This is a genomic window from Pseudoalteromonas sp. NGC95, assembly GCF_015864705.1.
GTDB classification, from domain to species: domain Bacteria; phylum Pseudomonadota; class Gammaproteobacteria; order Enterobacterales; family Alteromonadaceae; genus Pseudoalteromonas; species Pseudoalteromonas arctica.
Genome location: NZ_JADYWR010000001.1, coordinates 37140 through 61625 on the forward strand (window position 1 = coordinate 37140; position 24486 = coordinate 61625).

The following is a 24486-nucleotide window of genomic DNA, read 5'->3' on the forward strand; positions in this document are numbered from 1 at the left end:
TATGCCTGCCAGTTTATGTTTAATTATTGCCACCTTTTTATGGGGCAGCTCTTTTATTGCGCTCAAATACGCCATTGCTATTTACGACCCTGCATTGGTGATATTTTTACGCATGCTCACCACGTTAGTTTTGTCGCTTTGTTTATGGCGCTACGTTATTCGGTTTGAGTATTTAAAAGGTGACTGGAAGTATTTAGTGGGTATGTCGCTTGCTGAGCCTTGCTTGTACTTTTTATTTGAAGGCCATGCAATGGAATACACATCGGCCTCGCAGGCTGGGGTTATTGTGTCGTGCTTGCCCATTATTATTGCGCTGCTTGCCTTTTTATTACTTAAAGAATACATAAGTAAATCCATCGTGGTCGGCTTTACGCTGTGTATTGGCGGCAGTATTTTACTTACGCTTCTTTCACCCAGTTCTGAGCAGGCACCTAATCCGCTGTTGGGTAACTTTTTAGAGCTTATGGCGATGGTGTGCGCTGCATTTTATACCGTAAGTATTAAACATTTAGCTAATCGCTACTCGCCTCTTACTTTAATTGCGTTGCAAGGTATTAGCGGCAGCTTGTTTTTTGCGCCATTTTTGTTTTTTATCGACCTGCCAAGCGAAAACCAACACGACTTAACCGCACTTATGAGCATTTTGTATTTAGGCTCGTGTGTAACCCTTGGCGGCTACGGCATGTACAACTACGCTATTAGCAAAGTATCGGTATTAACCGCTGCTGCATACTCTAATTTAATTCCTATTTTTACACTTATTTTGTCAGCTATTATTTTGGGCGAAGTGCTCAACGTTTGGCAATGGCTGAGCATATTTGTGGTATTTATTGGTGTAATGGTAAGCCAGCGCCATCAAGAACTTGTGGTTGATATACCGCTTAGCGAATCGGGCGAAGACATTTGCGCAGATACAAGCAATCTTAAATCAGTACCCAAGGCAAGCGAATCAAAAGGGTAACAGGTAAGCAAATACAGCCCGGGTGTTTGTAAAAATGTGTTTTGGGATTGATGAATAACCTCAATCCCCGTTACTTTATAATTTTGTATCACCCCACTTTGCAGCTGCAAAGTAAACGCTTCCCCCACTTTTGCGTTTTGTAAAAATGCAAAGTGGGTGTCGTTATGCCCTGCTATTAGCGCGCCTTTTTCGTTTCCAAATTCTTTTCCGCCAAGCTCCCCTGCGGGTAAAAATTGGCTAGGCGCAAATGCTAAATTACGACCACTCGCTCCAGCCAATACGCTTAATGTTTTATTATGGCTTGGCCAATCAAGCTTTGCAGTAACGTAGCTGTCGGCGTAATACCACGGCCTTACTTTAATCCCGGGTGATTTAAGCGCCTCTTGCCATGCTTGCTCAATTAATACTTGAGCAAGCCACGCTTTTGCCTGCATATAAGCGCCGTAACCAAATAATCCAAGCCCAGCTATTAGTAAACCCACGCTTAGCCACTTTTTCATTTACGTGCCCTGCTTAATTTAAATGATCGGTTTATTTTAAGAGCACCAAATCCCAATAATAAAATACAGCCTAGCAATATATGTAACCTGCTTTGCCCATCGGTTTGCGGTAAACGCATTGCCATACCTTGTGGTACTGCATTAGTAGCTTGCGCTGTTTGCTCTGCCACTTCTTTTATGTGAGTTTGTTCAATCGCTATAAAAGCAGTAAACGGGCTAAGTAATTGATGAGTAAGTGCAAGCTCCTGTACTTCATCTTTAACTGTATTTTGCTCGTTGTATAAAAGTAATGACTTGATTTTTTGGCGCGCCCACAGTTTTGCTATACCTTGAGCGCTTGAGCTATTTTGTGTACTTAATTTAATACTTAAAGGCCCTTGTGCTGTTTGCCCAGCAAGTACCACACTTTTAGCATTATTAAGTTTTATAGCGACCATAATAGGCTCGCCAAAATATAAATCAGGTAGTGGTGATGGCCAAAAATCTAAGCTGTTACCGCTTTCATCGCTTAGCGCCAAATTAGTAATAGCCGGATGTGCAAGCTTATCAAATAACTGCTGCATTTTAGGTTGCACCTCACTTGTGCTGCCTATAAACGTAAATGAGCCTTTGCCTATATCTGCCGCTCGGCGCATAAAAAAGCTGTTAGGTGCGCTGCCAATACCTACCGTAAATAAGCGGCTATCGCCTAACTTACTTTGAATATTTTTAAACAATGCGTCTTCGTTGCTTACGCTGCCATCAGTTAAAAATACAACTTGGCGTACAAAACCATCAAACTCGCTGCCATCAAGTACGGCATTAAGCGCACCTTGTATTTCTGTGCCGCCGTCGGCCTCTAGGCTATAAATAAATCGCTCTGCACGGCGTAAATTAAAGTCACTGGCTATAAGTGGTTTATCGCTCATTGGAGTTACTAAGTTGTCAAAACCAATAATGTTAAAGCTGTCGTCGCTATCAAGTAATGACAGCGCATAAAACAAGGCTTTTTTAGCTTGCTCCATAGATTGCCCGTGCATAGAGCCTGACGTATCAACTACAAATACCATTTCACGAGGTAATCGCTGAGTTTGTGTAAAGTGATCCCCTGGTGGCATTAGCATAGCAAGCCCGTATCGGTCACCATTTTCAAACTGCTGAGTAAAAAATGCGGCTTGAGCTTGCTCTTTTTGCAGCGGTTTAAACTCAAGTACAAAGTCGCGATTAACTGCATTTGCCTCATTTAACGCTATTTTATATTGCCCAAATGCTGTGTTTTGTACATCAACATTATGAAATTTAGAATTGATATCCACCAGCTCTAAGCCTACGTCTATATCAATGTTTAAGCTAAATTGGCTGCTTGGTACGTTATCATTTTGAGTACTATTTTGAGTGATGTTTTGAATGCTGTAAACAGGGCTTAACCACCCAGTTGGGAGTGGGTTAGTATGCGTTTGGTTTTGAGTATTAACTTCAACCTCACCACTAATCGCGTGATAACGCGGTGTAATGGTAGTCGGAAATCTAATAGCAAATGTACCGCTGCTGTAGTCAATTATTTCTTGATACTCAAGCTCAATTACTACTTGCTCACCAGGACCAATATTTGCCACATTAGTAATAAACATATTGGCGCGTTGCTGGCGTACAAGGGCCGCTTGCTTACCTGCTTTTTTAGCCTCCTCGTATTTTTTTTCGGCTTCCACTTTTTTATCAATTTGGCCTTTAATGACTCGCTCACCAATGTGCATGGTCATAGCATGCACGGCGCTTTCATCTGGCAATGGAAAAATGTAGCGCGCATTAACTGCAAATGGGTTTTCGTTTTGATAGGTCTGCGTTACTACAACGTGATTAATTAAGCCAGTTAAGGTCATATTGGCATCGCTTTTTAATATTATTGCTGGGCCTGCTGGCGCACCATTGCTATCAAAAAGCTCTAACTTGGGTGATTGCGCATGGCTTTTAAAGCTCACTAACAGCACAATCGCTATGAATATAAAAATGCTTACCTTAGTAAGCATTTTGGTTGGTTTACTCAATTTAAACATAAATCACTCCATCGAACGCTTAGCTTTACTTAGATTCAGTTAGTTTTAGTTACTCGCCGTTTGGCCATTTACACTATTCATTGAGCGAGTGGTAAGCGTTACGCGCCTATCAAAAAAGTTATCTTCCACCGTGTTGCTTTTAGCCAATGTTTGCTGCTCGCCAAATGCCTGCGTGCTTAAACGTTTATGGCTCACGCCGTGTTTTATTAAGTAGCTTTGCACGGCATTTACACGCGCTTTGGAAAGTAAAAGATTAGCTTGCTCATCGCCGCGTTGATCGGCAAAGCCACTTAAATCAAGTGCGAGCTGTGGTTGGTTGTTTAACAAGGTAACCAGTTGGTCTAACTGCAGTGCAAAATGCGGGGCAATAACACTTGAACCGGTTTTAAATTGCACCGTCATGGCTAGTAAGTTATTTATTTGAGCCTGAGTTAACTGCTCATTTTGATTGGCAAGCACTTCTAGCTGTTGCTCTAACATATTGTTGTGATTAAGCACGTGTTGGTAATCGCTGGTTTTTTCTTTCATGACCGTAATTGCACGCTCTTGCTCTGCAATTTTGTTATCAGCTACTTTTGAATCACCTATTAAGCCACCGGCAAATGCACCAATAAACGCACCAATTGGTCCGCCCACTACGCCGCCAATAACAGCGCCTGCACCTAGCCCAATAGCCGTTTCTTTATGGGCTTCTTTTGATGGCGAGTTAGATGTTGAGGCAATTGCTGGAGTACAAAAACTAGCAACCAGTGTTAACGCGATTAATGTCTTCTTCATGATTTGATCCTTAAACTTACTTTTTAATTTGTGACGTTTTGTTTTGATGGCTGTATTAAAACAAGCTCAAGTGGCAATAAAGGGGAGCAAAAATGGCAAACTGCTGAGCAATTGTGGCAAAAAAATGGCAATTGCCTTTTTAAGCGTACTTAGCTTAAAAACTTCGTTATAGTGCACAACAGAGGCAATAGGATAATGATTAGAATGAAAAAAATAGCCATCGTTGAAGATGAACCCGCAATCCGCGAAAACTACATAGAAATGCTGAGTGCACAGGGCTACCAAGTCAGTGGCTTTGCCGATCGCGCCAGCGCTGAAGCTGAATTTAAAAATGCCCTGCCCGATTTAGCCATTGTTGATATTGGCCTAGGCCATGAAATAGATGGTGGTTTTTTACTGTGCCAAACATTGCGATCGCTTTCTAAAACACTGCCTATTATTTTTTTAACCGCCCGCGATAGCGAAATAGATACTGTATGCGGCCTGCGCATGGGCGCCGACGACTACCTAACAAAAGACATAAGCTTGGCTCACTTGGCTGCACGTATTGGTGCTCTGTTTCGTAGAATGGAAGCACTTGAACAACCCGCTGATGCAAACGCCCTCATAACACGCGGGCAGTTAACGCTCGACACGCAACGTATGCAGGTATTTTGGCAGCAACAATTAGTTGATTTAACCGTAACCGAATTTTGGATGCTGCATTCACTCGCCCAGCGACCAGGCCATGTTAAAAGCCGTAACGAATTAATGAGCGATGCAAAAATTTATGTAGACGACAGCACCATTACTTCACACGTAAAACGTATTCGTAAAAAGTTTATAGCACTCGATAGCACCTTTGATTGCATAGATACTGTGTACGGTATGGGCTATCGGTGGGAACAACACTAATGCTACGATTTGGTCTGCGCAGTAAATTTATATTACTTTCATGTTTTTTGTTTTTGCTACCGTGGCTTGGCTACGAGTACGTATGGGAAATGGAAAAGTTTTTACGCCAAGGCCAAGAAAAAACCCTCGTAGGCACTACTCGCGCACTTGCCACTGCACTACATGAGCGCCCTGCATTATTTGACGAGCAAACTAACTTTTTAGACCAAGTAGTAAAAGGCCGCGATTTATACGCTTATAATCTTAAAAACCCTATTCAGCTCGACGGTAAACTTAACGATTGGGACAGCTATCAACCGCTATTTTGGCATTACGATAAGCGCTACTTACAAAAAACAGATAACAAACATCAAGCCAGTGACTTATCGTTCGATCACATGGTGGGAAAATTTGATAACTACTTATACGCCGTATTTAAAGTCACCGACAATACCCTTATTTATCGCGCTAAAAATAGCTTAAGTATTACCAATAACGATTATTTACAAATTGGCCTAAAAACGCCAGACGGTCAGTTTAATACTTACATTATTGCGCCGCGCCAAGATGGCTGGGTTAATGCGTTTGATGCAAATACCAAAGCCCCTTTTACAAAAATTCAGGGCTATTTTGAAAGTACCGAATCAGGTTATAACGTAGAGCTGCGCTTTCCTATTAACATGCTGGGCAACAAACTTGGCTTTGCCATTGTTGACATTGATAGTAAAGAGGCATTGTTAGAGCCTAAAATAATGTCGACCTCAAACTTAAATAACCCAAACGATTTAGGCTCTGTATTAGTCCCTTCTCCAGAAATTAGCCGTATTTTAAAAGGCATGGGCCACAGTGGTAGCCGCATTTGGGTGGTTGATAACCATCATCGCGTACTTGCGCAATCGGGTACTATTCAAAATGCAGATGGCGTTTGGGCTGATGGGCTTGCTAACCAAGCACCTAAAACTTGGTGGCAGCGCTTTGAGCAAAATTACTTGCACCCAATTTACTATAAGATATTAACGCGCCCCGAAAATGAGTTTTTAGATACCCTGCACGATGTAGCTTCTATGCAGGGAACACATTTAGCGAAAGCATTAAAAGGACAACCAGCATCGTCTTGGCGATTAACACCCGACAGTAAAGCCGTTATTTTATCGGCCGCTTACCCTATTTGGATCCAAGACCAAGTAATTGGCGCGGTAATAGCAGAGGAAACCACAAACGGCGTACGAACACTGCGTAACAAATCGCTCGAAAAACTCTTTAACGTTATTTTAGCCGTTATGCTAATTGGCACTGTTACCCTGTTCTTTTTTGCCTCGCGTATATCGAGCCGTATTAGACGACTACGCGATACCGCTGAGCAAGCAATTGATGCACAAGGGCGTGTTACCGGCAGTATTAATTACAGTGACGCTAACGATGAAATTGGCGACCTATCGCGCAGTTTTTCTAACATTGTGAGCCGACTTGGTGGCTATACCGATTACTTAGAAAATATGTCGTCGCGGTTATCGCATGAACTACGCACGCCTGTTGCGGTAGTACGCTCATCACTCGAAAATTTACAAAGCTTGCCACAAAATGAGCTAAGTCAAAAATACCTCGATCGCGCCAGCGAAGGCGTTGAACGCTTAGGTAAAATTATAACCACCATGAGCGAAGCCACTCGCCTTGAGCAAAGTATTCAAAGCAACGAACCTGAACCTTTTGATTTACAAAAAGTAATAAATGGCTGCATGCAAGGCTATCAGCTTACTTACCCAAACCAGTTATTTACGCTTGATGTATGCCAAAACAAATTACCTATGCAAGGTGCACCGGAGTTTATAGCTCAGCTACTTGATAAGCTTATTAATAACGCGCTGGAGTTTAGTGAGGCCAATACGGCTATTAATGTAGGCCTTAAGCAGAGCGAAAATAAAGCAACATTAACAGTGAGTAACACAGGCCCTGCGTTACCCGAAGGATTAACTGAGCATATTTTTGACTCTATGGTGTCGGTACGTAGCCAGCAAATGCAGCAACAGCCACATTTGGGGTTAGGTCTTTATATTGTAAGGCTGGTGTGCGACTACCATAAAGGCAGTGTAACAGCGCAAAACAACGAACAAGGTGATGGTGTCGTATTTACCGTAACACTGCCGTTAGTAAATGGTTAAGGCTGTATTTATACCGTTATATTTGTACCGTTATATTTATAACCACAGCATTATATGCAAATAGTAAGTACGTAATAAATTAAATTCAGCTGTATATTTTTAGTTAAAAAGAGTTATTTTAATTTACCTTAACTCCATATAAATTAACAAATAAACCCCTCTCATCCCTCAAAACCTGCCGGTTACAATTTAGTACAACTTCAAATGTAACTATTCACTTTTAATTCAGTCGAATGACCATACCCTACATCATATTAAAGTATTAAATTGAAGGAATACTCATGAAACCATCACTAGAGCGTGAAGAACTAGACTTTATTTTTGACTTATACAGGCCCTCTAAAAAACCTGAGTCTGAAAATGTAAAACCAAAAAGTACAAACTACAAAGAGCTAAGAAAGCACGACGCGACTAAAAACCAAGGCGTATCGCACTACTTAGTCTAATTTTATTACGCTTGGGACTTCTCATGTTCTAAAAATGCTTTAATGCAGTTTATTTCTGCAAGTTTTACTTCTTCGCCTATTTCAGGGCCTTTTTTGCCATTTTTAAGTGCATTTTGCACTACCTGCTTCTTATCCATTTTTTGCAGTTCAGTATGAATTGCTCGCAGCTTAGCTGATTGCGGGTATGGCTTATCAACAAGTGTTTCACCACGCCCTTGTGCATCGCATTGGCATGCTTGGGTAAACGCTATAAAACGTTCTGGGTGTACCAACGCATTTAAGTTAGTCACTATTAGCTTGTGAATGGTTTGCGGCCTTAACTGATCAATCGTGTGGCAAAGGGTGTGATTATCACTGGTGAGTACACCAACATCGCGAAAACGGTTAGGCACTTTTAAGCGCTCACAAAACGCCTCAATAACTGCAACACCTTCGCGTTCGTGCCCACGTAGGTTTCCATACTTTTTAAAACTAAGCGCTTTTCCAAAATCATGGGTAAGTGCAGCAAAACGTGTTTCTAAATTAAAATTTAAATCGGCTGCACGCCTAAGTACCAGCATAGTATGTACAAATACATCCCCTTCAGGATGATGGTTTGCCGGTTGCGGTACATTAACCATGCGCTCAAGTTCTGGAAAAATACCTAAGCCTTGCAGTGCTTCAAAATAAAGCTCAGGGTGCTTTTCCCCCAGTGCTTTTTCAGTTTCAAGCCACACGCGCTCAGGTACTAAATGATTTAGCTCACCTTTATTTTTAAGCTCGCGCATTAATGCATACGTACTTGGGTGAATACGCCAATCACTGCCATAGCGCGCTAAAAAACGGGCAATACGCAGTACTCGAACAGGGTCTTCTACAAATGCCTCAGTGGTGTGGCGCAGTGTTTTATTTTGTAAGTCAGTTTGGCCATTAAACGGGTCAATAATATTACCGTGTTCATCAAGCGCCATTGAATTTATGGTCAAATCACGCCTTGCTAAATCTTCTTCTAGCGTCACTGTTGGGCTGGCATCAACCACAAAGCCAGTATAGCCTTTGCCGCTTTTACGCTCTGTGCGCCCAAGTGCATATTCTTCTTTTGTTTTTGGGTGTAAGTAAACTGGAAAGTCGCTACCTATTGGCACAAAACCAAGCGATTCCATCGTTTTTGGTGTTTCACCAATCACTACATAATCGTTATCTTTAGATTTTATATTTAGCAGTTTGTCGCGCACTGCACCACCAACGAGGTAAACTTTTTTTAAGTTACTTTTCACTTTATTCCCATAAACATTAATAAAATTGTTTGATACTAATCATAACATTAATTAAAAAATTCTGCGGTGTTTGCCAAGCTTAAGTAAGCTCATTACAATGGCGCATTATTTTCAGCTATAGCCTCACAATTAATGAAAAACCATTCATCAAAAAAAGAACTTATGTTACTACCCATTTTATTAGTGGTTATTTTAATGTGTGTGGCGGGTCACTTTTTACTACAAGCAAATTTTCAAGACAGTAATGTGGTTGAATACATGTTAGCAGCACTGCCGTTTGCTATGTTTGGATTGGTTATTGTGGCGTTTAAAATGGCGGCTAAAAGCGAAAAGGATGAACAAAACGAGCAGGACTCTTAATCCTACTCAGTTTTAGCTACTTATTATAATAATTTAAAGTATGTGATAGCCAAACCAGTCTGGCTTTATAGGCTGCGATATACCGCTGGGCGTGAGCTTAATGTTTAGCTGGCTGTCGAGTAAATCAATCGCAAAACAATCGTCTACGTCATGTAAATCATCTTTATGGATATGGCTAAGCCCTGCTAGCAAATCGCTTTTAGCTCGCTCTTTAGCTTCATGGCTACTGCTTGCAACATACAGTGCAAAGTCGTGTTGCTCAGCCATAGAATCACTTCTGTAAGCGCCTAAATTTACAAAATAGAGTTGTTTATTTTGTTCAACGTACGTATCAACAATCTCTACTTTAAAGCCATCAATATGATTAATTGCCATGTAGCTATCCATGTGAACACTACTTCTGTCGCCTACCCATTGGCTTTTTAACTTTGTATAAGTTTGCTCAATGTTTTGCCCTACAACAAAACGAATATCATGCATTTCAATGTGGCAACCTTGAATCCGGCCACCTAAATACACCATAAATAACTGCATGCTTTTCCTTAACCTAAATTATCAACATCAATATTATGCTTTTTAATCAACTTATAAAAATCTGAGCGATTGCGCTTGGCAAGCTTAGCGCCTTCGGCTACGTTACCACCTGCCATTTTTAAAGTGTTAATTACATAGTCGCGCTCAAACTCTTTTTTAGCGTCGTTTAGTGATAATGGTTCTACGTTTGTTTCATTACTATTTAGCGCAGCTAACACTAAGTGCTCTGAAATAACATCGCTTGGCGTTAATGCTACAACCTGCTCTACTACGTTTTGTAGTTGGCGGATATTACCTGGCCAGTCGTAACGCACAAGCGCATGCATAGCATCGCTTGCAAAGTGTTTTTCAGTTTGCTTCATGCGCTTAGCAATACTTGCACTAAAGTGCTGTGCTAATAAGCTTATATCTTCGCGGCGTTCACACAGTGGCGGTAATTTTAAATTAACTACGTTTAAGCGATAGTATAAATCTTCTCTAAATTGCTGGTTTAAAATAGCTTCAGGAAGATTTTTATGTGTTGCCGATACAATACGTACATCAATCGCTATTTCTTCTTGAAAGCCTACGGGGCGAATTGTTTTTTCTTGTAATACGCGCAGTAACTTAACCTGCAAGTTAAGTGGCATATCGCCTATCTCGTCTAAAAATAGCGTGCCGCCCTCAGCTTGCTGAAACAAACCTTGATGATCTTTAATTGCGCCCGTAAAAGAGCCTTTTTTATGACCAAATAATTCAGACTCTAAAAGCTCCCCTGGTACAGCGCCGCAGTTAATTGCAACGAAAGGGCCACCGCTTACATGACTATGCTGATGAATCGCCTGTGCGAGTAGCTCTTTACCTGTACCACTAGCCCCCGAAATCAATACATTAACTTGCGTTGGCCCAAGTAGTTTTACTTGCTCTAACAAGTGCAGCATTGCACCACTGCGCGTAACTATATTACTTTTAGGTGCTGCTTCATCTGCATTAACACCATGTATTTCTATCGCTTTAGCAAGGCTGTCAAATAGCTCATCTTTATCTACAGGTTTAGTTATAAATGCAAAAATGCCCTGCTTAGTTGCCTCTACGGCATCAGGAATTGAGCCATGCGCTGTCATCATAATGACAGGCAATGCAGGGTAGCGGCTTTGCAGCTGACGATGCAGTGCCATGCCATCCATTTCATCCATACGTAAGTCGGTTATTACGGCGTCAAACACTTGGCTTTTAAGTATTTGTAGTGCGGTTAAGCCACTTTCACAGGTCGTTACTTCGTATCCTTTTGATTCGATACGAATAGCGAGCAGTTTTAATAAGCTAGCGTCGTCGTCAACGAGTAATACTTTTGCACCTTGCACTTTAGTTGCTGCCATAGTTACTGCTCCTTAGTTTCTTCTCGTAGTAAAAGCTGCTGCTCAATAGTTGCTAACGATGAGAGGGTTTCTTGCATTTTATTGTTAAGTGCTTGCTGCTCTTTTTTAGCATTTATTTGCATAGTCACTTGCTGCTTTTGAAGCCATAAATATTGCTTTATATCATCTGGCCAAAAGTAAGCTAAATCGAGTTTTAGCAACTTAGTCATTACCGTATTTGGATCATCATTTATGTTTAAGCACATAAATTTAAAAAAACGTTTAAGATCGTTTTCACCTGTAAAAATATCTTTTTTTGGCACCAATTTAAATCCGCCACACTGATTAGCGTGCCATGCAATAACTTGCTCTGCAGGCGGATAGCTAGGTTCTATTTTTGGTCTGGGTTTTGGACTAGGTTTACTGTTTTTGTCGTTCGTTATTTTGGTATCGACCACAGGTGCAGGTGTAATTGACACACGCTCTTCTTGCCCATTATTAATTTCACAACCTGATATAACCATGCTGCTACTGAGCACACATAAAATAGCGATTAAACGCAAGCGCATGTTAATTAACTCCTAGATTTTTTGTTATGGGAATTTTAATTGAAAACCGGCAACCATGCGGCTCGTTATGCTCAACAGTAAGTGTACCTCTTAGCTGTTCAACAGATTCTTTCACAATAGTTAAGCCAAGCCCACTGCCTTGCAGCGTAACATTTTTACTGTGTTTACCTTGATAAAATGCGCTGAAAATTTGAGTTTTTTCTTGCTCTTTAATACCGCATCCTTTATCAAGTACAGCAATACAAAGTTGGTTTTGCTCAAGCGCTAAATTAATAGTAACGCTTTGCTTATCTTGTGAAAATTTTAAGCCATTTGAAATAAGCTGAATTAAAATCATCTCAATAAGCTCACTAGGTAAAGCAAGCTGTTTATTAGGTAAGTTATTTTGCCATTGCAGAGCTTGCTGACGCGCACTTAAGCGATGTTCAAAATGGCTATTAATTTTATTAATAAGATAGCTAAACTCAACTTCGCTTAAGCTGTCTTTACTGGTGCGAATCGCATTATAACTCAGCAGGCTGTCAATCATTGTACGAAGGCGCACCATAGATTGGCTAATAAGCTCAAGCACTGCTTTTTGCTCAGCAGTAATTGGGCCTACTATTTCATCAGTTAATAAATCAGTGCCTTCGACCATTGAAGCAAGCGGCGTTTTTAGCTCATGGGTAACATGGCGTAAAAAGGTATCTTTTTGCTGCTCAAGCATGTGAAGTTGCTCTTGCACCCATTGGAGTTTTTCTCCTAGCTCAACTAGCTCAGCGGAGCCTTTCACAGATATTTTTTGCTGCCAATGCCCCTGCCCTAGCTTATCAATAACCGTAGTTAACCCTTTTAGTCGCCCACTTATACGCCATAAAAAACCACCACCAACAATTAAAGTAAGCGGAATAAGTGCCACCAGCCAGTTTATAAATGAAGTTTGTAGGCTTGTAAGCTCATTTTGGTTATTGGTAATTTGCGCTTCATTTTTATCACGTAACCATAAAGTAAGCTCAGCAACTAAATCGCTCACTGGCACAAATAGCTCCGCTTGCTGTTGTTTTTGCTCAACAAGCTCTACATGCGCTGTTTGTAAGGTGACATATAAGCGTTGCCATTGGTGGGTGTAATCTTTATCCGTGTTAACAAATTTAAGTTCATCAATACTTTGCAGGGATGATTGCCATTTATCGACAATGAGTTTATCTAACGATTCGCTTTTTAATACCCAGTTTTGCCTAGTGGCGCGCTCAAGGCTGTTGAGTTCTTGTTTTAGAGTATTAAACGATTTGGTAACTTGGTAGTTGTTACTCACGATACTTTGAGTCACTGCTAATTGCTTGTTAAGCGCATTTAAAAATACAATCACCACTATAGAAAGCGGGAGTAACGAAAGCAGCATACTCATTGCAAATTGCCCAATTAAATTAGGCCGCCAGTTAAGCATTGCATGGTATTTTTTAGCTATGGTTGCTGGCATTTCGTTTAGTCCTTTTAAGTTAAGCGTTCTATTATTAAGTGCTTACCTTATACACTAGCTGAACCAGCAATTATATTTAATACAATTAACAGCCAGCGCTACAAAAACAATGTGTCGCCAAATAGCGACAACGTAAACCATTGATTTTTAAACCCTACCTTTAACCTCACTACATAGTGTTGCAAAAGGCACACAAAAATTACAATAAACCCCGTAAAAACTTCCCACCTCTTTCAAGTTAAAAATATAAACACTTGAAAATTAACAACAATTATTTTTGGCATCATTTTTGTAATAGGAGTAATAACTTTAATCAATAAGGAAATAATTATGAACAAACGCATTTTAGTAATTTCATCATTACTAGTTTTAGGCTTTTTAGGCGCTAACGCACACGCAATGGACGTTCACGCGACTTTTAACGAGCTTGATAAAGACAGTAACGGCACATTAAGTGAAGCCGAAGCAGGTGAAGATGCCGTTCTACACGAAAATTTTTTACAAATTGATACTAATCAAGATGGGCAATTGTCGCTAGATGAATTCAAAAAATTTATTCAATAAACTCATTTAATAAGGAACGTGATTATGAAACAACTTATAGCCGCTTTTTCATTAATGTTTTTAGCAATTAGTGCCACCGTAATTGCATCGCCAACAAACGTGCGCTTTGCCCATTTAGATAAAGATATGGATGGACAAATATCAATTGTAGAAGCTAAGGAAGACAAAGAAGTAATGAGACAATTTGCCGACTTAGATGAAGACGGTGATGAAAAAGTCTCAAAAAAAGAATTTGAAAGCTTTAAGCCTTAATGAGTAATTACTGATTAAGCTTTACTTAAGCTTGTTACAAGTAAACTGATTCTAAAAGCATTTGCCATAATCCCTGAGGGAGTGTGTAAAAGGATTTAATGTTGGGAGTTAAATTACGGCAAGTGCTTTTTCCTTTTTACTTTATTTTAGCCACGAACTTTTAATACATCTTTTGGAAGGAAGACCATGAAGATACTTTCCCTTGTTATAAGCATTTTAATGCTATTAAGTTTTGATGCCGCAGCACTTGATGTAAAGCAACGCTTTGATCACCTAGATAGCGACAAAAGTGGCTATTTAACACACGACGAACTTGATCCCCAACCACAACTTTTAAACACCTTTGTAAAATGGGACAAAAACCAAGATAACCAAATTTCGCTAGTCGAATTTAAAAGTTATCTAACTAACAACCTTTACTAAGTGATTTGTATGAAAAGTATTAGCTATATAACGCTGCTGGCGTTTAGTATTTTTAGCACATTTAGTTTTGCCGCAAGTAACGACATTGCAAAGCAATTTAAAAAGCTAGATAGGAATAAAGACGGTTTTTTATCACGTTCAGAAACCGCTATAGACCCGGCTTTGTGGTCACGGTTTTCAAGCTACGACAGTGACAAAGACGGTAAATTAGCATTAAATGAATATGGCTTATATGCAAGTAAGTAGTTTTATAGCTAGGTAAAAAAACACCTAGCTTATTATATTTATATCTATTAATTACGTTCAGGTTTTATTTTTAGAACAATGCGCCAAATACTCTGCATCAGTAGGTTTTGGGCTTACCATAAAATCCATTTTGAGGTAAGTTAGAATAGGTTGCTTACTCGTATTTTCAGTTGTCGCTTTCCAGCGCCATAAACCACAGCAGCTGCCGCATTATTATCAAACACACCCTCAGGGTAAGACGAGATAACTTTATACCCTTGGGCTTCACCTTGTGAATTAATTAACGTAGCAAGCTCAACACAACCTGAAATACTTCTTTTTGTAGCTTCTATCGGATATCGCGGCTCTACTCTTTTAACAACATCCCAATACTCACCTGCCTTACTTCGCAGTTCAGGACTCGATAAATCCAGCATTTCATCGCTTACTTGTTTATCAGACGTTGAACTACAGGCTGTTAGCATCATACTCAAGGGGAGTAATAAATAGAGGGCTTTCATAGCGTTTCCTTATGCTTTTTTGATTGTTTTACATACTAAATAATCACATCAATTACCTATTTTGTAAACAGTTAATATAGAGAAAAGCCTTAAAATGAGGTCTATCAATTCATTGGTATTATAAAATCAAGTTTGTTAATGTAAGTAAATTAACAATAAAAATTAAGTAACTATGCCACTCAAAAAAATAATCAAACCACTCATACTAGCCAGCCTTTGCGCTAGTTCTAGTTACACTCTCGCCCAAACAAAAGTAATTTATAACGCCAATGGTTATACCCCTTTATACAAAGGTGAAGTACAGCAGTTTTCTACCCTCGTTATTAAAAATGGCAAGGTAGTTAAGCTCGGTAGCGAAACACTTAAAGATAGCTACCCAGATGCCAAGCTAATTGACGCGCACGGTAATACCTTATTACCTGGCTTAATTGATGCTCATGGGCACGTTATTGGCCTAGGAGATAATTTATCGCAACTTGACGTACGCGGCGCAACATCGGTTGATGAAGTAACAAATAAACTAAAAGTATTTGCCGATAACAAACAAGGTTGGATTATTGGGCGAGGTTGGAACCAAGAGCTTTGGGCTGATACACGCTTTCCTACAGCTAAAGATTTAGACAAAGTAGTGAGCGATCAACCTGTGGTTCTTTCGCGGGTTGATAGTCACGCCATTTGGGTTAATTCAAAAGCGCTCGAACTTGCTGGTATTAACGCCCAAACAAAAGCGCCTGAAGGCGGTGAAATAATTAAAGACGAATTTGGCAATCCTACGGGTATTTTTGTAGATAAAGCAGAATCGCTAATTACCCAGCATATGCCAGCCCCTTCAAAGCAAGATATAAGTGACTCACTAGATGCAGCAGGTAAGCATTTATTAAGTTTAGGCATTACCTCTACTCACGATGCAGGTATTGATAAAGCCACATGGGAGGTTTACAAAGAGCGCGGCGACCTTGGTAATTTACCGCTACGTATTGTGGCAATGTTAAGTGGTGCAAGCCCTGATTTAGATACAATGTTAAAGGCAGGCCGATACCACGACAAAAATGACTTTATGGAAATTCGCAGTGTTAAAGTTTACGCCGATGGCGCACTTGGCTCTCGCGGAGCTGCTCTGATTGAAGAATACGCAGACAGACCTGGTCACCATGGTTTAATGCTTGAAACACAAGAAAAACTCGAAGCGCTCTTTACACAAAGCTTTAAAAGCGGCTTTAGCGCAAATACCCACGCCATTGGCGATAAAGCAAATAAAGTAGTACTTGATGCCTATCAAAATGTGTTTAAAAAAACGGGCGGTATATTACTACGTAACCGAATAGAGCACGCACAAATTGTAACGCCTGAGGATATCCCTCGCTTTAAAGCGTTAAAAATAATCCCTTCAATGCAGCCAGTACATGCCACTTCTGATATGCATATGGCAGAGCAACGCTTAACTGAAAAACAATTAACCGGTGCCTACGCTTGGCAAACATTTTTAAAGCAAGGATCGGTTGTTGCAGCAGGCTCTGATTACCCGGTTGAGCTTGCAAATCCATTTGATGGTTTGTATTCAGCCATTACACGCATGGATCATAACAAACTACCTGAAAACGGCTGGCGCGCAAGTGAAGTACTAAGCCGCGAAGATGCATTACGTGCATTTACTCTCGGTGGCGCTTATTCAGCTCATCAAGAATTTAAGGTGGGTAGTTTAGAAAAAGGTAAATGGGCCGACTTTATTTTAATTGATAAAGACTACTTTAAAGTACCTGTTGACGAGATATACAAAACAAACGTACTGCAAACATGGGTAGCAGGTAAGCTTCGCTATAAAAAAGAAGAGGTTACAAAAGCACCATAATCAAAAATAAACAAATTAATTATTAAATTTAATTAAAGTAATCAAAAAGTGTGTCGATAAGGAGGGGTATTTATAAAATCCCCTTATGTTTCAGGAAGAAAACATGTTATCAAAAAAAATAACTCTTACTTTATCGGCACTTTTTACACTATCACTCTCAGCTTGCTCTACCCATCCTGTTTACAATGGACATGCACCACATAACAATATTGGCTATAATAATGCCCATAATCGCTATGCTGAAAATAACCAGCCGCGCGTGAGTAATTGGCAATTTCCAGAAAATAACTACCGCCCAATTAACAGCAGTAAGTTACTAAGTAATTACACAGAGCAATTAGCAATGAAACTAATTGAGAATATGAATTACATAAATAGTAGCACGCCTATCGCTATAACTTCGTTTGTAAATTTAGACGACAACCTGCAAACTACTAATATTTTTGGCAATCATTTAGCTGAAAGCTTTATTACTGAATTACAAGAGTTTGGTTTGTCTGTTGTTGATTATAAGCACACAGGCACAGTGCACGTGACGCCGATGGGTGATTTCTCATTTAGCCGTAATGGCAAAGATATTAAAGGCTACCCACATATTGAATACACTTTAACTGGCACGCTTACATACACCAACCGCGGTGTTGTTGTTAATGCTCGTATTATTGGCGCTAAATCTAAAGTAGTGGTGTCATCAGCTAAAGGGTTTATTCCCAGCTTTGTGGTTGAATCGCTATACCCTACTCGCAGAACAGATGGAATAGTACTAGACGCTATTCAATAAAACTAAAAAGGGTTAACGCAAGTTAACCCTTTTTAGTTTGTGTAATAAACATGTTTAGCTAAACATGTTTTTCACATCTTTTAGCATATCGTTGTATTCATCACTTGTGAATAATTGCATAGACGGTATTACACCTTTATCTATGTACGTTTGCAGCGCTGCTGACTTATCAGAAACCTGTAATGTTCCCTCTAAAATAGCGCCTACTCGAATAAAGTCTACATAGCTAACTTTATCAGGTTTGTAACTTGGATCTGCCCAGCTTAGAGCTACATCAACAAACTCTTTAGGAAATTCCCACGCTTGCATAATCGACGAGCCAATTTTCCCACTCAGCTTTTGAATTGCGTGCGCTAAAAAGCTTGGGTTGGCAAACACTTCAGGGTGGCGCTCAGCTTCTGTTAAAATTGGTAATACACCAATATTATAAACAAGCGCAGCTAATGTAATTGAATCACGATTTAATGAAGTGTGTTTATTGTTTTTTAAGTAAAACTCCATGAGTGTTATTGAATGGCTAGCAACGGTTAATGTTTTTTGCCAAGCCTTGCCCATGTAGCCTTTAATCAGCTCATTGTTTGATACAAATAATTGCTCCATAGCCATAGCTGTTGCAATATTTTTAATTTGGCGCAACCCAATGCGAGTCACTGCTTGTTGTAAATTAGATACTTTTACAGAACGTCCCATAATCGCACTATTAGCTACTTTTATCATTCGAGCTGAAAGCGCTGGGTCTTGTGAGATTACATCTGACATTTGCATTAAATTCACATCAGGGTTATCTGCAGCTTGGCGAACCTTAATCGCTACTTCAGGTAGCGTTGGTAAAACCAACGTATCGTTATTTATTCTATCGACTAGAATCGTTAATAAAGCGTTTTCTGTAGACATAAAGCTGCCGTCCTTTTGTGTTCAGCCTGTAAAGTAACTGCAAACTCAGGCAGTTAATTTTCGCATTAGTAATATAATTAGTATTGTCTAACTTACCGATAAAGTTAAGAAAATTATAGAAGTTTATTTTTATTTATAATGCTTTATCGCTCATGCCTGTCTTACAACGCCAAATACTTGCTATTTACTATTTAGTTTTGCTTTAATGCACTCACAATAAGGAAGCGTTTGTACATATTTAGTCTTTTAACTAAAACAGTACAAATTATTAAACTTACTTTTTAACAGGCAATATAATGATCTTAAATAAAATTAGCCAAGCAATTATGCTCTCTGGTGTCGTTTTTCTTAGTGCATGTTCTGAACAAGCGCCGTCTTCTACCGACAACACAGCCACAGAGCTTGCTCAAAAAAGCAGTGCACAATTAGGCCTTGAGCTTATTAATGCAAATAATCAACGTTTAGATATTTACACCGACTTTAGCTTACAAAGTGATTTTTCGCACTTAAGCGATAACCAACGAGCAATGGTTGCAAAGCTTATTGATGCTTCAAAAATAATGGATGAGTTATTTTGGAAACAATCTTTTGGTGAAAATAAAGATGCTTTTTTAGCAAAACTAAACGACGACAAAGTACGTAAATTTGCCGATATTAACTACGGTCCATGGGATCGTTTAAATGGCGATGAAGCGTTTTTATCCAGCTATAAAGAAAAACCTCTTGGCGCACAGTTTTACCCTGCCGATATAACCAAAGAAGAGTTAAACAATGCAGATGTTGAAGACAAAACAGGCCTTTACTCTGTAATTAAGCGTGATGAGCAAGGTAAGCTTTACAGCGTGCCATATTCAAAAGAATACGCTAATGAGCTTGCAAAAGCCGCTGACCTTTTACGTCAAGCTAGCAAACTTGCTGACGATAAAGAGTTTGCTAACTATCTAAACTTGCGTGCTGATGCTCTACAAAAAGATGACTTCCAAGTATCTGACTTTGCTTGGATGGATATGAAAAACAACCCAGTAGATGTGGTTATTGGTCCAATTGAAACCTATGAAGATCAATTATTTGGTTACCGCGCAGCTTATGAATCTTACGTACTTATTAAAGATTTAAAATGGAGCGAACGCTTAGCTAAGTTTGCCGCATTTTTACCGGAGCTTCAAAAAGGCTTACCCGTTGATGCTAAGTATAAACAGGAAGTACCGGGCTCTGACGCCGACTTAAACGCTTATGATGTTGTTTATTACGCAGGTCACTCTAACGCTGGTAGTAAAACAATTGCAATTAACTTACCAAACGATGAGCAAGTACAGCTAGAAAAAGGAACTCGTCGCCTGCAACTTAAAAATGCGATGCGTGCTAAGTTTGATAAAATTTTAGTACCAATTTCAAAGCAGTTAATTGTACCTGAGCAGCGTAAACATATTACTTTTGATGCATTTTTTGCCAATACGATGTTCCATGAAGTCGCTCACGGGCTAGGTATTAAAAATACAATTACTGGTAAAGGTACTGTTCGTCAATCACTACAAGAACACGCAAGTGCGCTTGAAGAAGGTAAAGCCGACATTTTAGGCCTGTACATGATTGAGCAATTACTTAAAAAGGGCGAAATTACAGAAGGCACTATTGAAGATTATTACACGACCTTCATGGCGGGTATATTCCGCTCAGTTCGTTTTGGAGCATCAAGTGCGCATGGTAAAGCAAATATGATCCGCTTTAACTTTTTTGCTCAAGAAGGCGCTTTTTCTAAAAATGAAGAAGGCCTGTACCGCGTTAATATGGAAAAAATGAGCATTGCAATGGCCAAGCTTTCTCGCTTAATTTTAACCTTACAAGGTGATGGCGATTATGAAAAAGTAGATCAACTAATTGCAACTCATGGTGATATTAAAGAAGAACTTGCTAAAGACTTAGAAAAACTAAGTAAAGCAAATATCCCTGTAGATGTAACGTTTAAACAGGGTAAAGAAATACTAGGGCTTAAGTAGTGTAAATTAAGATTAAAAAAGCGTTACAGTAAACACTGTAACGCTTTTTTTTATACCAATTGCATTAAATTAGTGATCTATTATAGCGATAAGAAAATAGCTCAATAGCAAGGCTAAAATTATGATACATAGTTGTTCTATATAAATAATTTTTAACATAGTTAGTGAATTATTTAATACGCTAGAATGATCATGTTTTTAATAAAATTGGTATTATTTATCGTTTATCACTTCACGCACTACAGGCTCTAGACTTTTCATACCCCAGCGTTTTCCTTTATCAAGCGCGGCCTCTACATCAAGACCTTGCTCATGTGCAGAAATTGCTATCAATGCCCCGACTCGATTGCTACTTGCACAATGCACTAAAATCGACTCCCCCTTAAACTCATTAAGTAAGTTTGTTAAATTAAGCGCATTTTCAACGGTAACATCCTCCGCGCCCGCAATCGGTAATGTGTGATAGTTCATTCCTAAAGATCGCACAAGCTCACCTTCATCCCACGTTTGTTCACTGAAAGCGCGCAGGTTTATGACATGCTTTACACCCGCTTGTGATAATAACTTGATCTGCTCAGCATTGGGCTGTGCGCCCGAGTAAACATGATTACTATGTTCAACTAAATTTTCTATATCTGTCTTTTTAATAATTTCAGTGTTAACTGCCCGCTCAGCTGCAACAGCAAAGTACCCACCTGATAACGCGACAATAAATAAACCCGTACAAAGTTGATTGATTAGTTTCATTTTATTCCTCATTGATTAGGCTCTGTTAGCCTTCAGTATTAAAATTTTTTCGGCCCAGGGCAGCGCATGTTTGGCATTTATACTACGTTATCGACTATTTATACGAAGCAGATGCCCAACATAAACTCTGCTTTGCCTAAAAACCAAACAGACTGCTAAAAATTTAACCTCGAAATATAAACAAATCCTAACAGCTATTAAAAATGGGCTTTTAATTTTACTATTTGCTCATCAGTATAAGGGACTGCAGGAAGTTTCCCCCAAATTGGCGCAGGCCAAGCAGCATCAGTAGTAAAGCGTGCAATATGGTGAATATGTAATTGCGGCACCATATTACCCAAAGCCGCTATATTTAACTTATCAGGGCTAAACACATCCATTAATAATTTACTTAGCTTGGCTGACTCTTTTAAATACACAACTTGATCATCCTCAGATAAATCAATTATCTCTTTTAAGTTAGCCTGCCTAGGCACCAATACAAACCACGGATATTGGCTGTCGTTCAATAAAAGTACTTTACACAGTGGCCAATCGGCAAGCTCGATACAGTCACGTTTAAGTTCTGGCGCTAGTTTAAATTCAGGGTTAGTCATTGTTATGTCCTACTTTGTCTTTAATAATCGCCACTTTATAGCATTTAGTTGCAGTTGCACACGCTTGGCTTTACCATCAAAGCAATATTTATAATAAGCTAAGGCAACCTTGTGCTAAAAAAAATAAAACACCTCTCACTAGCCCTCCCATTAATGGTTGGCGCTATTAGTGTTCAAGCAAAACCTTTATCGTTGGAGCGTATTTTTGACGATCCGAGCCTTTCAGGTAAATCACCTGTACAACTTAAATTTTCGCCTGACGGCAGCCGTGTAACTTATTTACAAGGCAAAAGCGATGACTACAACCGCTACGATTTATGGGAATACAATCTAAAAGATAACACCAACCGTGTGCTAGTTGATTCGGCAAAGTTATTTTCAGGCCCAGAAAACCTATCTGATGAAGAAAAAGCACGCCGCGAACGCCAACGTATTTTTGGTAAAGGCATATTAGAATACAAATGGTCTAAAGACGGTAAAGCACTTTTATTCCCACTTAACGGCGACCTTTACTATTACGATTTAGCCTCTGCTAAAAGTAAAAAACTAACCGACACTGAAACATTTGAAACCGATGCACGCTTTTCACCTAAAGGTAACTACGTATCGTTTATTCGAGAGCAAAACCTATTCGCTTTAGAGCTTGAATCAGGTAAAGAAATTCAGCTTAGTAAAGATGGCGGCGGCGTAATTAAAAACGGCATGGCCGAATTTGTAGCTCAAGAAGAAATGAGCCGTATGACGGGTTACTGGTGGTCAGGTGATGAAACTAAAATTGCCTATACCCGCGTTGACGAAACCCCAGTAAAAGAAGCTATCCGTAACGAAATTTACGCTGATGAAGTTAAATTATTTAATCAACGCTACCCGTTTACAGGTACAGATAACGTAAAAATTCAACTCGGTGTGGTTAAACTAAATGATCAAAAAGTAGATTGGATTGATTTAGGTAAAGATGAAGACATTTATATCGCGCGTGCTAAATGGCTAAAAGACGGCAATACACTGTCTTACCAATGGCAAAATCGCTCGCAACATAAATTAGAGCTTCGTTTTTATAACAGCGAAACTAAAGTCCAAAAAGTAGCATTAACCGAAAACAGCGAAACGTGGATTAACCTACATTTTGATCTTGAGTTTTTAAAAGACAAAAAACATTTTGTATGGGCATCTGAGCGCGACGGTTTTAAACACTTATATCTGTATCGCACAAACGGTCAACTTGTACGTCAAATCACCTCTGGTGATTGGGCTGTTGATAGCTTAAAAGGTATTGATGAGAAAAAAGGCATTGTTTACTTTGCCGGTCGAAAAGATACACCGCTTGAAAGCCATTTATACAGCGCGCCTTTATTTAAAAAAGGCGATGCCAAACGTATCACCGAAAAAGGTCAGTACCATAATGTTGTGCTAGCAAAAGACAGCAAAACCTTTATCGATAATAGCTCGTCTGATAATAAACCAAACTCAGCAGCGCTTCGTAAAGTAAACGGCGAATTTATTACATGGCTTGAAGAAAATAAGCTTGATAGTAACCATCCGCTTACTCCTTATTTAAGCGACTTAACAAAACCAGAATACGGCACAATTAAAGCCGAAGATGGCCAAGTTATGCATTACCGTTTATTTAAGCCTAGCAACATTACTGATGGCAAAAAGCACCCTGTTATTGTTAACGTATACGGCGGCCCGCATGCTCAACGAGTGACGAATAGCTGGCGCAGTAAAAACTTGTACTTTCAGTACATGGCGCAACAAGGTTACGTAATTTTTCAACTGGATAACCGTGGTTCGTACAACCGTGGTAAAAAGTTTGAAGATGCTATTTATAAAAACCTAGGCGTGGTTGAAGTTGCCGATCAAATTAAAGGCGTAGAGTTTTTACGTACACTTGATTACGTAGACCCACAACGCATCGGTGTTTATGGCCACAGCTACGGCGGCTACATGGCACTTATGACTATGTTTAAAGCAGGCGATTACTTTCAAGCCGGCGTATCAGGTGCTCCTGTAACCGATTGGGCTCTATACGATACGCATTACACAGAGCGTTATTTAGGTCACCCTGATACGAATGCTAAAGGGTATGAAGACAGCGCAGTATTTCCATATGCTGATGGCTTAAAAGGCCCATTAATGATTTATCATGGAATGGCTGACGACAACGTGCTGTTTACTCATTCAACTAAATTGTTTAAACAACTGCAAGATAACGAAAAACAGTTTGAAATGATGACCTACCCAGGCTCTAAGCACAGCCTACGTGGTAAACAAGTGCAAACACACTTACATCAAACAATTACAAACTTCTTTAATCGCCATTTTGACGTTAAATAAGCAAGTAAAGTAATAACAGACTAAAGGCTGATTGAT

At 39.5% G+C, this 24486-nt stretch carries 25 protein-coding genes; 13 read left to right on the forward strand and 12 right to left on the reverse strand.

Annotated elements, in window-relative coordinates:
* Position 1: 1 nt before the first annotated feature.
* Positions 2-961: a DMT family transporter gene (locus I6E70_RS00165; protein WP_197187952.1), complete on the forward strand. Its 960-nt coding sequence runs from the start codon at positions 2-4 to the stop codon at positions 959-961.
* Here I6E70_RS00165 and I6E70_RS00170 read toward each other — a convergent pair.
* Genes I6E70_RS00170 through pdsO form a run of 3 tightly spaced genes read right to left on the reverse strand, consistent with a single transcriptional unit; the run spans position 856 to position 4271 of the window.
* Entirely contained in the window at positions 856-1461 is a 606-nt protein-coding gene (locus I6E70_RS00170) for a class GN sortase (protein ID WP_197187764.1), read from the reverse strand. The genes I6E70_RS00165 and I6E70_RS00170 overlap by 106 nt on opposite strands.
* Complete coding sequence (locus I6E70_RS00175; RefSeq protein ID WP_197187765.1) at positions 1458-3494, reverse strand: marine proteobacterial sortase target protein; 2037 nt, start codon at positions 3492-3494, stop codon at positions 1458-1460. The genes I6E70_RS00170 and I6E70_RS00175 overlap by 4 nt, the downstream gene beginning before the upstream one ends.
* 45 nt (positions 3495-3539) lie before the next feature.
* A complete protein-coding gene (gene pdsO / locus I6E70_RS00180; RefSeq protein ID WP_197187766.1) occupies positions 3540-4271 on the reverse strand; it encodes a sortase-associated OmpA-like protein PdsO in 732 nt (243 codons plus the stop codon).
* A 204-nt stretch (positions 4272-4475) separates the two neighbouring features.
* Between pdsO and pdsR the strand changes: the two genes are divergently transcribed.
* From pdsR to I6E70_RS00195, 3 genes are all read left to right on the forward strand, one after another.
* Positions 4476-5165 carry a proteobacterial dedicated sortase system response regulator gene (gene pdsR / locus I6E70_RS00185; protein ID WP_197187767.1) on the forward strand — a complete coding sequence of 230 codons (690 nt, stop codon included), beginning with the start codon at positions 4476-4478 and terminating at the stop codon, positions 5163-5165.
* Positions 5165-7303, forward strand: coding sequence for a proteobacterial dedicated sortase system histidine kinase (pdsS, locus tag I6E70_RS00190; RefSeq protein WP_197187768.1), 2139 nt, complete (start codon positions 5165-5167; stop codon positions 7301-7303). Before pdsR ends, pdsS begins: the two co-directional genes overlap by 1 nt.
* A gap of 281 nt (positions 7304-7584) precedes the next feature.
* Entirely contained in the window at positions 7585-7749 is a 165-nt protein-coding gene (locus tag I6E70_RS00195) for a hypothetical protein (RefSeq protein WP_007581574.1), read from the forward strand.
* Positions 7750-7754: 5 nt separating this feature from the next.
* Here I6E70_RS00195 and I6E70_RS00200 read toward each other — a convergent pair whose 3' ends face one another.
* On the reverse strand, positions 7755-9005 hold the full coding sequence (locus I6E70_RS00200; RefSeq protein WP_197187769.1) for a multifunctional CCA addition/repair protein: 1251 nt from the start codon (positions 9003-9005) through the stop codon (positions 7755-7757).
* A gap of 132 nt (positions 9006-9137) precedes the next feature.
* Here I6E70_RS00200 and I6E70_RS00205 point away from each other — a divergent pair, with 132 nt between their 5' ends.
* Entirely contained in the window at positions 9138-9365 is a 228-nt protein-coding gene (locus I6E70_RS00205) for a hypothetical protein (RefSeq protein ID WP_007581571.1), read from the forward strand.
* A gap of 33 nt (positions 9366-9398) precedes the next feature.
* Here I6E70_RS00205 and I6E70_RS00210 read toward each other — a convergent pair whose 3' ends face one another.
* Genes I6E70_RS00210 through I6E70_RS00225 form a run of 4 tightly spaced genes read right to left on the reverse strand, consistent with a single transcriptional unit; the run spans position 9399 to position 13264 of the window.
* Positions 9399-9899, reverse strand: a complete 501-nt coding sequence (locus I6E70_RS00210; RefSeq protein WP_197183186.1) for a DUF1543 domain-containing protein — start codon at positions 9897-9899, stop codon at positions 9399-9401.
* Positions 9900-9907: 8 nt separating this feature from the next.
* Positions 9908-11257, reverse strand: coding sequence for a sigma 54-interacting transcriptional regulator (locus I6E70_RS00215; RefSeq protein WP_010553151.1), 1350 nt, complete (start codon positions 11255-11257; stop codon positions 9908-9910).
* A gap of 2 nt (positions 11258-11259) precedes the next feature.
* A complete protein-coding gene (locus I6E70_RS00220; RefSeq protein WP_024607489.1) occupies positions 11260-11805 on the reverse strand; it encodes a hypothetical protein in 546 nt (181 codons plus the stop codon).
* Between the two features lies 1 nt (position 11806).
* A complete protein-coding gene (locus I6E70_RS00225; protein WP_010553149.1) occupies positions 11807-13264 on the reverse strand; it encodes a sensor histidine kinase in 1458 nt (485 codons plus the stop codon).
* 330 nt (positions 13265-13594) lie between these two features.
* Between I6E70_RS00225 and I6E70_RS00230 the strand changes: the two genes are divergently transcribed.
* The 4 genes from I6E70_RS00230 to I6E70_RS00245 all read left to right on the forward strand — a co-directional run bounded on the left by I6E70_RS00230 (position 13595) and on the right by I6E70_RS00245 (position 14749).
* Positions 13595-13828: an EF-hand domain-containing protein gene (locus I6E70_RS00230; RefSeq protein WP_197187770.1), complete on the forward strand. Its 234-nt coding sequence runs from the start codon at positions 13595-13597 to the stop codon at positions 13826-13828.
* Positions 13829-13852: 24 nt separating this feature from the next.
* Entirely contained in the window at positions 13853-14080 is a 228-nt protein-coding gene (locus I6E70_RS00235) for a hypothetical protein (protein ID WP_007581559.1), read from the forward strand.
* A gap of 186 nt (positions 14081-14266) precedes the next feature.
* Positions 14267-14503, forward strand: a complete 237-nt coding sequence (locus tag I6E70_RS00240) for a hypothetical protein (protein ID WP_007581558.1) — start codon at positions 14267-14269, stop codon at positions 14501-14503.
* 9 nt (positions 14504-14512) lie between these two features.
* A complete protein-coding gene (locus I6E70_RS00245; protein WP_024598659.1) occupies positions 14513-14749 on the forward strand; it encodes a calcium-binding protein in 237 nt (78 codons plus the stop codon).
* Between the two features lie 140 nt (positions 14750-14889).
* On the opposite strand, the gene I6E70_RS00250 is transcribed toward I6E70_RS00245, so the two are convergent.
* Complete coding sequence (locus tag I6E70_RS00250; RefSeq protein ID WP_231620021.1) at positions 14890-15249, reverse strand: energy transducer TonB; 360 nt, start codon at positions 15247-15249, stop codon at positions 14890-14892.
* A gap of 172 nt (positions 15250-15421) precedes the next feature.
* Between I6E70_RS00250 and I6E70_RS00255 the strand changes: the two genes are divergently transcribed.
* Both I6E70_RS00255 and I6E70_RS00260 read left to right on the forward strand, forming a co-directional pair.
* Entirely contained in the window at positions 15422-17098 is a 1677-nt protein-coding gene (locus tag I6E70_RS00255; protein ID WP_197187771.1) for an amidohydrolase, read from the forward strand.
* Between the two features lie 103 nt (positions 17099-17201).
* On the forward strand, positions 17202-17879 hold the full coding sequence (locus I6E70_RS00260) for a FlgO family outer membrane protein (protein WP_121953929.1): 678 nt from the start codon (positions 17202-17204) through the stop codon (positions 17877-17879).
* A 54-nt stretch (positions 17880-17933) separates the two neighbouring features.
* Here I6E70_RS00260 and I6E70_RS00265 read toward each other — a convergent pair whose 3' ends face one another.
* On the reverse strand, positions 17934-18773 hold the full coding sequence (locus I6E70_RS00265; RefSeq protein ID WP_024590070.1) for an HDOD domain-containing protein: 840 nt from the start codon (positions 18771-18773) through the stop codon (positions 17934-17936).
* 296 nt (positions 18774-19069) lie between these two features.
* On the opposite strand from I6E70_RS00265, the gene I6E70_RS00270 reads away from it, so the two are divergent.
* Positions 19070-20770, forward strand: coding sequence for a dipeptidyl-peptidase 3 family protein (locus I6E70_RS00270; RefSeq protein ID WP_197187772.1), 1701 nt, complete (start codon positions 19070-19072; stop codon positions 20768-20770).
* Positions 20771-20983: 213 nt separating this feature from the next.
* Here I6E70_RS00270 and I6E70_RS00275 read toward each other — a convergent pair whose 3' ends face one another.
* Both I6E70_RS00275 and I6E70_RS00280 read right to left on the reverse strand, forming a co-directional pair.
* Entirely contained in the window at positions 20984-21517 is a 534-nt protein-coding gene (locus I6E70_RS00275; protein ID WP_197187773.1) for a fused DSP-PTPase phosphatase/NAD kinase-like protein, read from the reverse strand.
* Positions 21518-21714: 197 nt separating this feature from the next.
* Positions 21715-22113 carry an HIT domain-containing protein gene (locus tag I6E70_RS00280; RefSeq protein ID WP_197187774.1) on the reverse strand — a complete coding sequence of 133 codons (399 nt, stop codon included), beginning with the start codon at positions 22111-22113 and terminating at the stop codon, positions 21715-21717.
* Between the two features lie 111 nt (positions 22114-22224).
* Here I6E70_RS00280 and I6E70_RS00285 point away from each other — a divergent pair, with 111 nt between their 5' ends.
* Complete coding sequence (locus I6E70_RS00285; RefSeq protein ID WP_169059786.1) at positions 22225-24450, forward strand: S9 family peptidase; 2226 nt, start codon at positions 22225-22227, stop codon at positions 24448-24450.
* Positions 24451-24486: the final 36 nt, after the last annotated feature.

What these genes read in the sequence shown, in the direction of transcription:
- I6E70_RS00165 (WP_197187952.1), top strand. Translation starts at nt 2, where the DNA reads ATGCCTGCCAGTTTATGTTTAATTATTGCCACCTTTTTATGGGGCAGC.
- I6E70_RS00170 (WP_197187764.1), bottom strand. Translation starts at nt 1,461, where the DNA reads ATGAAAAAGTGGCTAAGCGTGGGTTTACTAATAGCTGGGCTTGGATTA.
- I6E70_RS00175 (WP_197187765.1), bottom strand. Translation starts at nt 3,494, where the DNA reads ATGTTTAAATTGAGTAAACCAACCAAAATGCTTACTAAGGTAAGCATT.
- pdsO (WP_197187766.1), bottom strand. Translation starts at nt 4,271, where the DNA reads ATGAAGAAGACATTAATCGCGTTAACACTGGTTGCTAGTTTTTGTACT.
- pdsR (WP_197187767.1), top strand. Translation starts at nt 4,476, where the DNA reads ATGAAAAAAATAGCCATCGTTGAAGATGAACCCGCAATCCGCGAAAAC.
- pdsS (WP_197187768.1), top strand. Translation starts at nt 5,165, where the DNA reads ATGCTACGATTTGGTCTGCGCAGTAAATTTATATTACTTTCATGTTTT.
- I6E70_RS00195 (WP_007581574.1), top strand. Translation starts at nt 7,585, where the DNA reads ATGAAACCATCACTAGAGCGTGAAGAACTAGACTTTATTTTTGACTTA.
- I6E70_RS00205 (WP_007581571.1), top strand. Translation starts at nt 9,138, where the DNA reads ATGAAAAACCATTCATCAAAAAAAGAACTTATGTTACTACCCATTTTA.
- I6E70_RS00210 (WP_197183186.1), bottom strand. Translation starts at nt 9,899, where the DNA reads ATGCAGTTATTTATGGTGTATTTAGGTGGCCGGATTCAAGGTTGCCAC.
- I6E70_RS00215 (WP_010553151.1), bottom strand. Translation starts at nt 11,257, where the DNA reads ATGGCAGCAACTAAAGTGCAAGGTGCAAAAGTATTACTCGTTGACGAC.
- I6E70_RS00220 (WP_024607489.1), bottom strand. Translation starts at nt 11,805, where the DNA reads ATGCGCTTGCGTTTAATCGCTATTTTATGTGTGCTCAGTAGCAGCATG.
- I6E70_RS00225 (WP_010553149.1), bottom strand. Translation starts at nt 13,264, where the DNA reads ATGCCAGCAACCATAGCTAAAAAATACCATGCAATGCTTAACTGGCGG.
- I6E70_RS00230 (WP_197187770.1), top strand. Translation starts at nt 13,595, where the DNA reads ATGAACAAACGCATTTTAGTAATTTCATCATTACTAGTTTTAGGCTTT.
- I6E70_RS00235 (WP_007581559.1), top strand. Translation starts at nt 13,853, where the DNA reads ATGAAACAACTTATAGCCGCTTTTTCATTAATGTTTTTAGCAATTAGT.
- I6E70_RS00240 (WP_007581558.1), top strand. Translation starts at nt 14,267, where the DNA reads ATGAAGATACTTTCCCTTGTTATAAGCATTTTAATGCTATTAAGTTTT.
- I6E70_RS00245 (WP_024598659.1), top strand. Translation starts at nt 14,513, where the DNA reads ATGAAAAGTATTAGCTATATAACGCTGCTGGCGTTTAGTATTTTTAGC.
- I6E70_RS00250 (WP_231620021.1), bottom strand. Translation starts at nt 15,249, where the DNA reads ATGAAAGCCCTCTATTTATTACTCCCCTTGAGTATGATGCTAACAGCC.
- I6E70_RS00255 (WP_197187771.1), top strand. Translation starts at nt 15,422, where the DNA reads ATGCCACTCAAAAAAATAATCAAACCACTCATACTAGCCAGCCTTTGC.
- I6E70_RS00260 (WP_121953929.1), top strand. Translation starts at nt 17,202, where the DNA reads ATGTTATCAAAAAAAATAACTCTTACTTTATCGGCACTTTTTACACTA.
- I6E70_RS00265 (WP_024590070.1), bottom strand. Translation starts at nt 18,773, where the DNA reads ATGTCTACAGAAAACGCTTTATTAACGATTCTAGTCGATAGAATAAAT.
- I6E70_RS00270 (WP_197187772.1), top strand. Translation starts at nt 19,070, where the DNA reads ATGATCTTAAATAAAATTAGCCAAGCAATTATGCTCTCTGGTGTCGTT.
- I6E70_RS00275 (WP_197187773.1), bottom strand. Translation starts at nt 21,517, where the DNA reads ATGAAACTAATCAATCAACTTTGTACGGGTTTATTTATTGTCGCGTTA.
- I6E70_RS00280 (WP_197187774.1), bottom strand. Translation starts at nt 22,113, where the DNA reads ATGACTAACCCTGAATTTAAACTAGCGCCAGAACTTAAACGTGACTGT.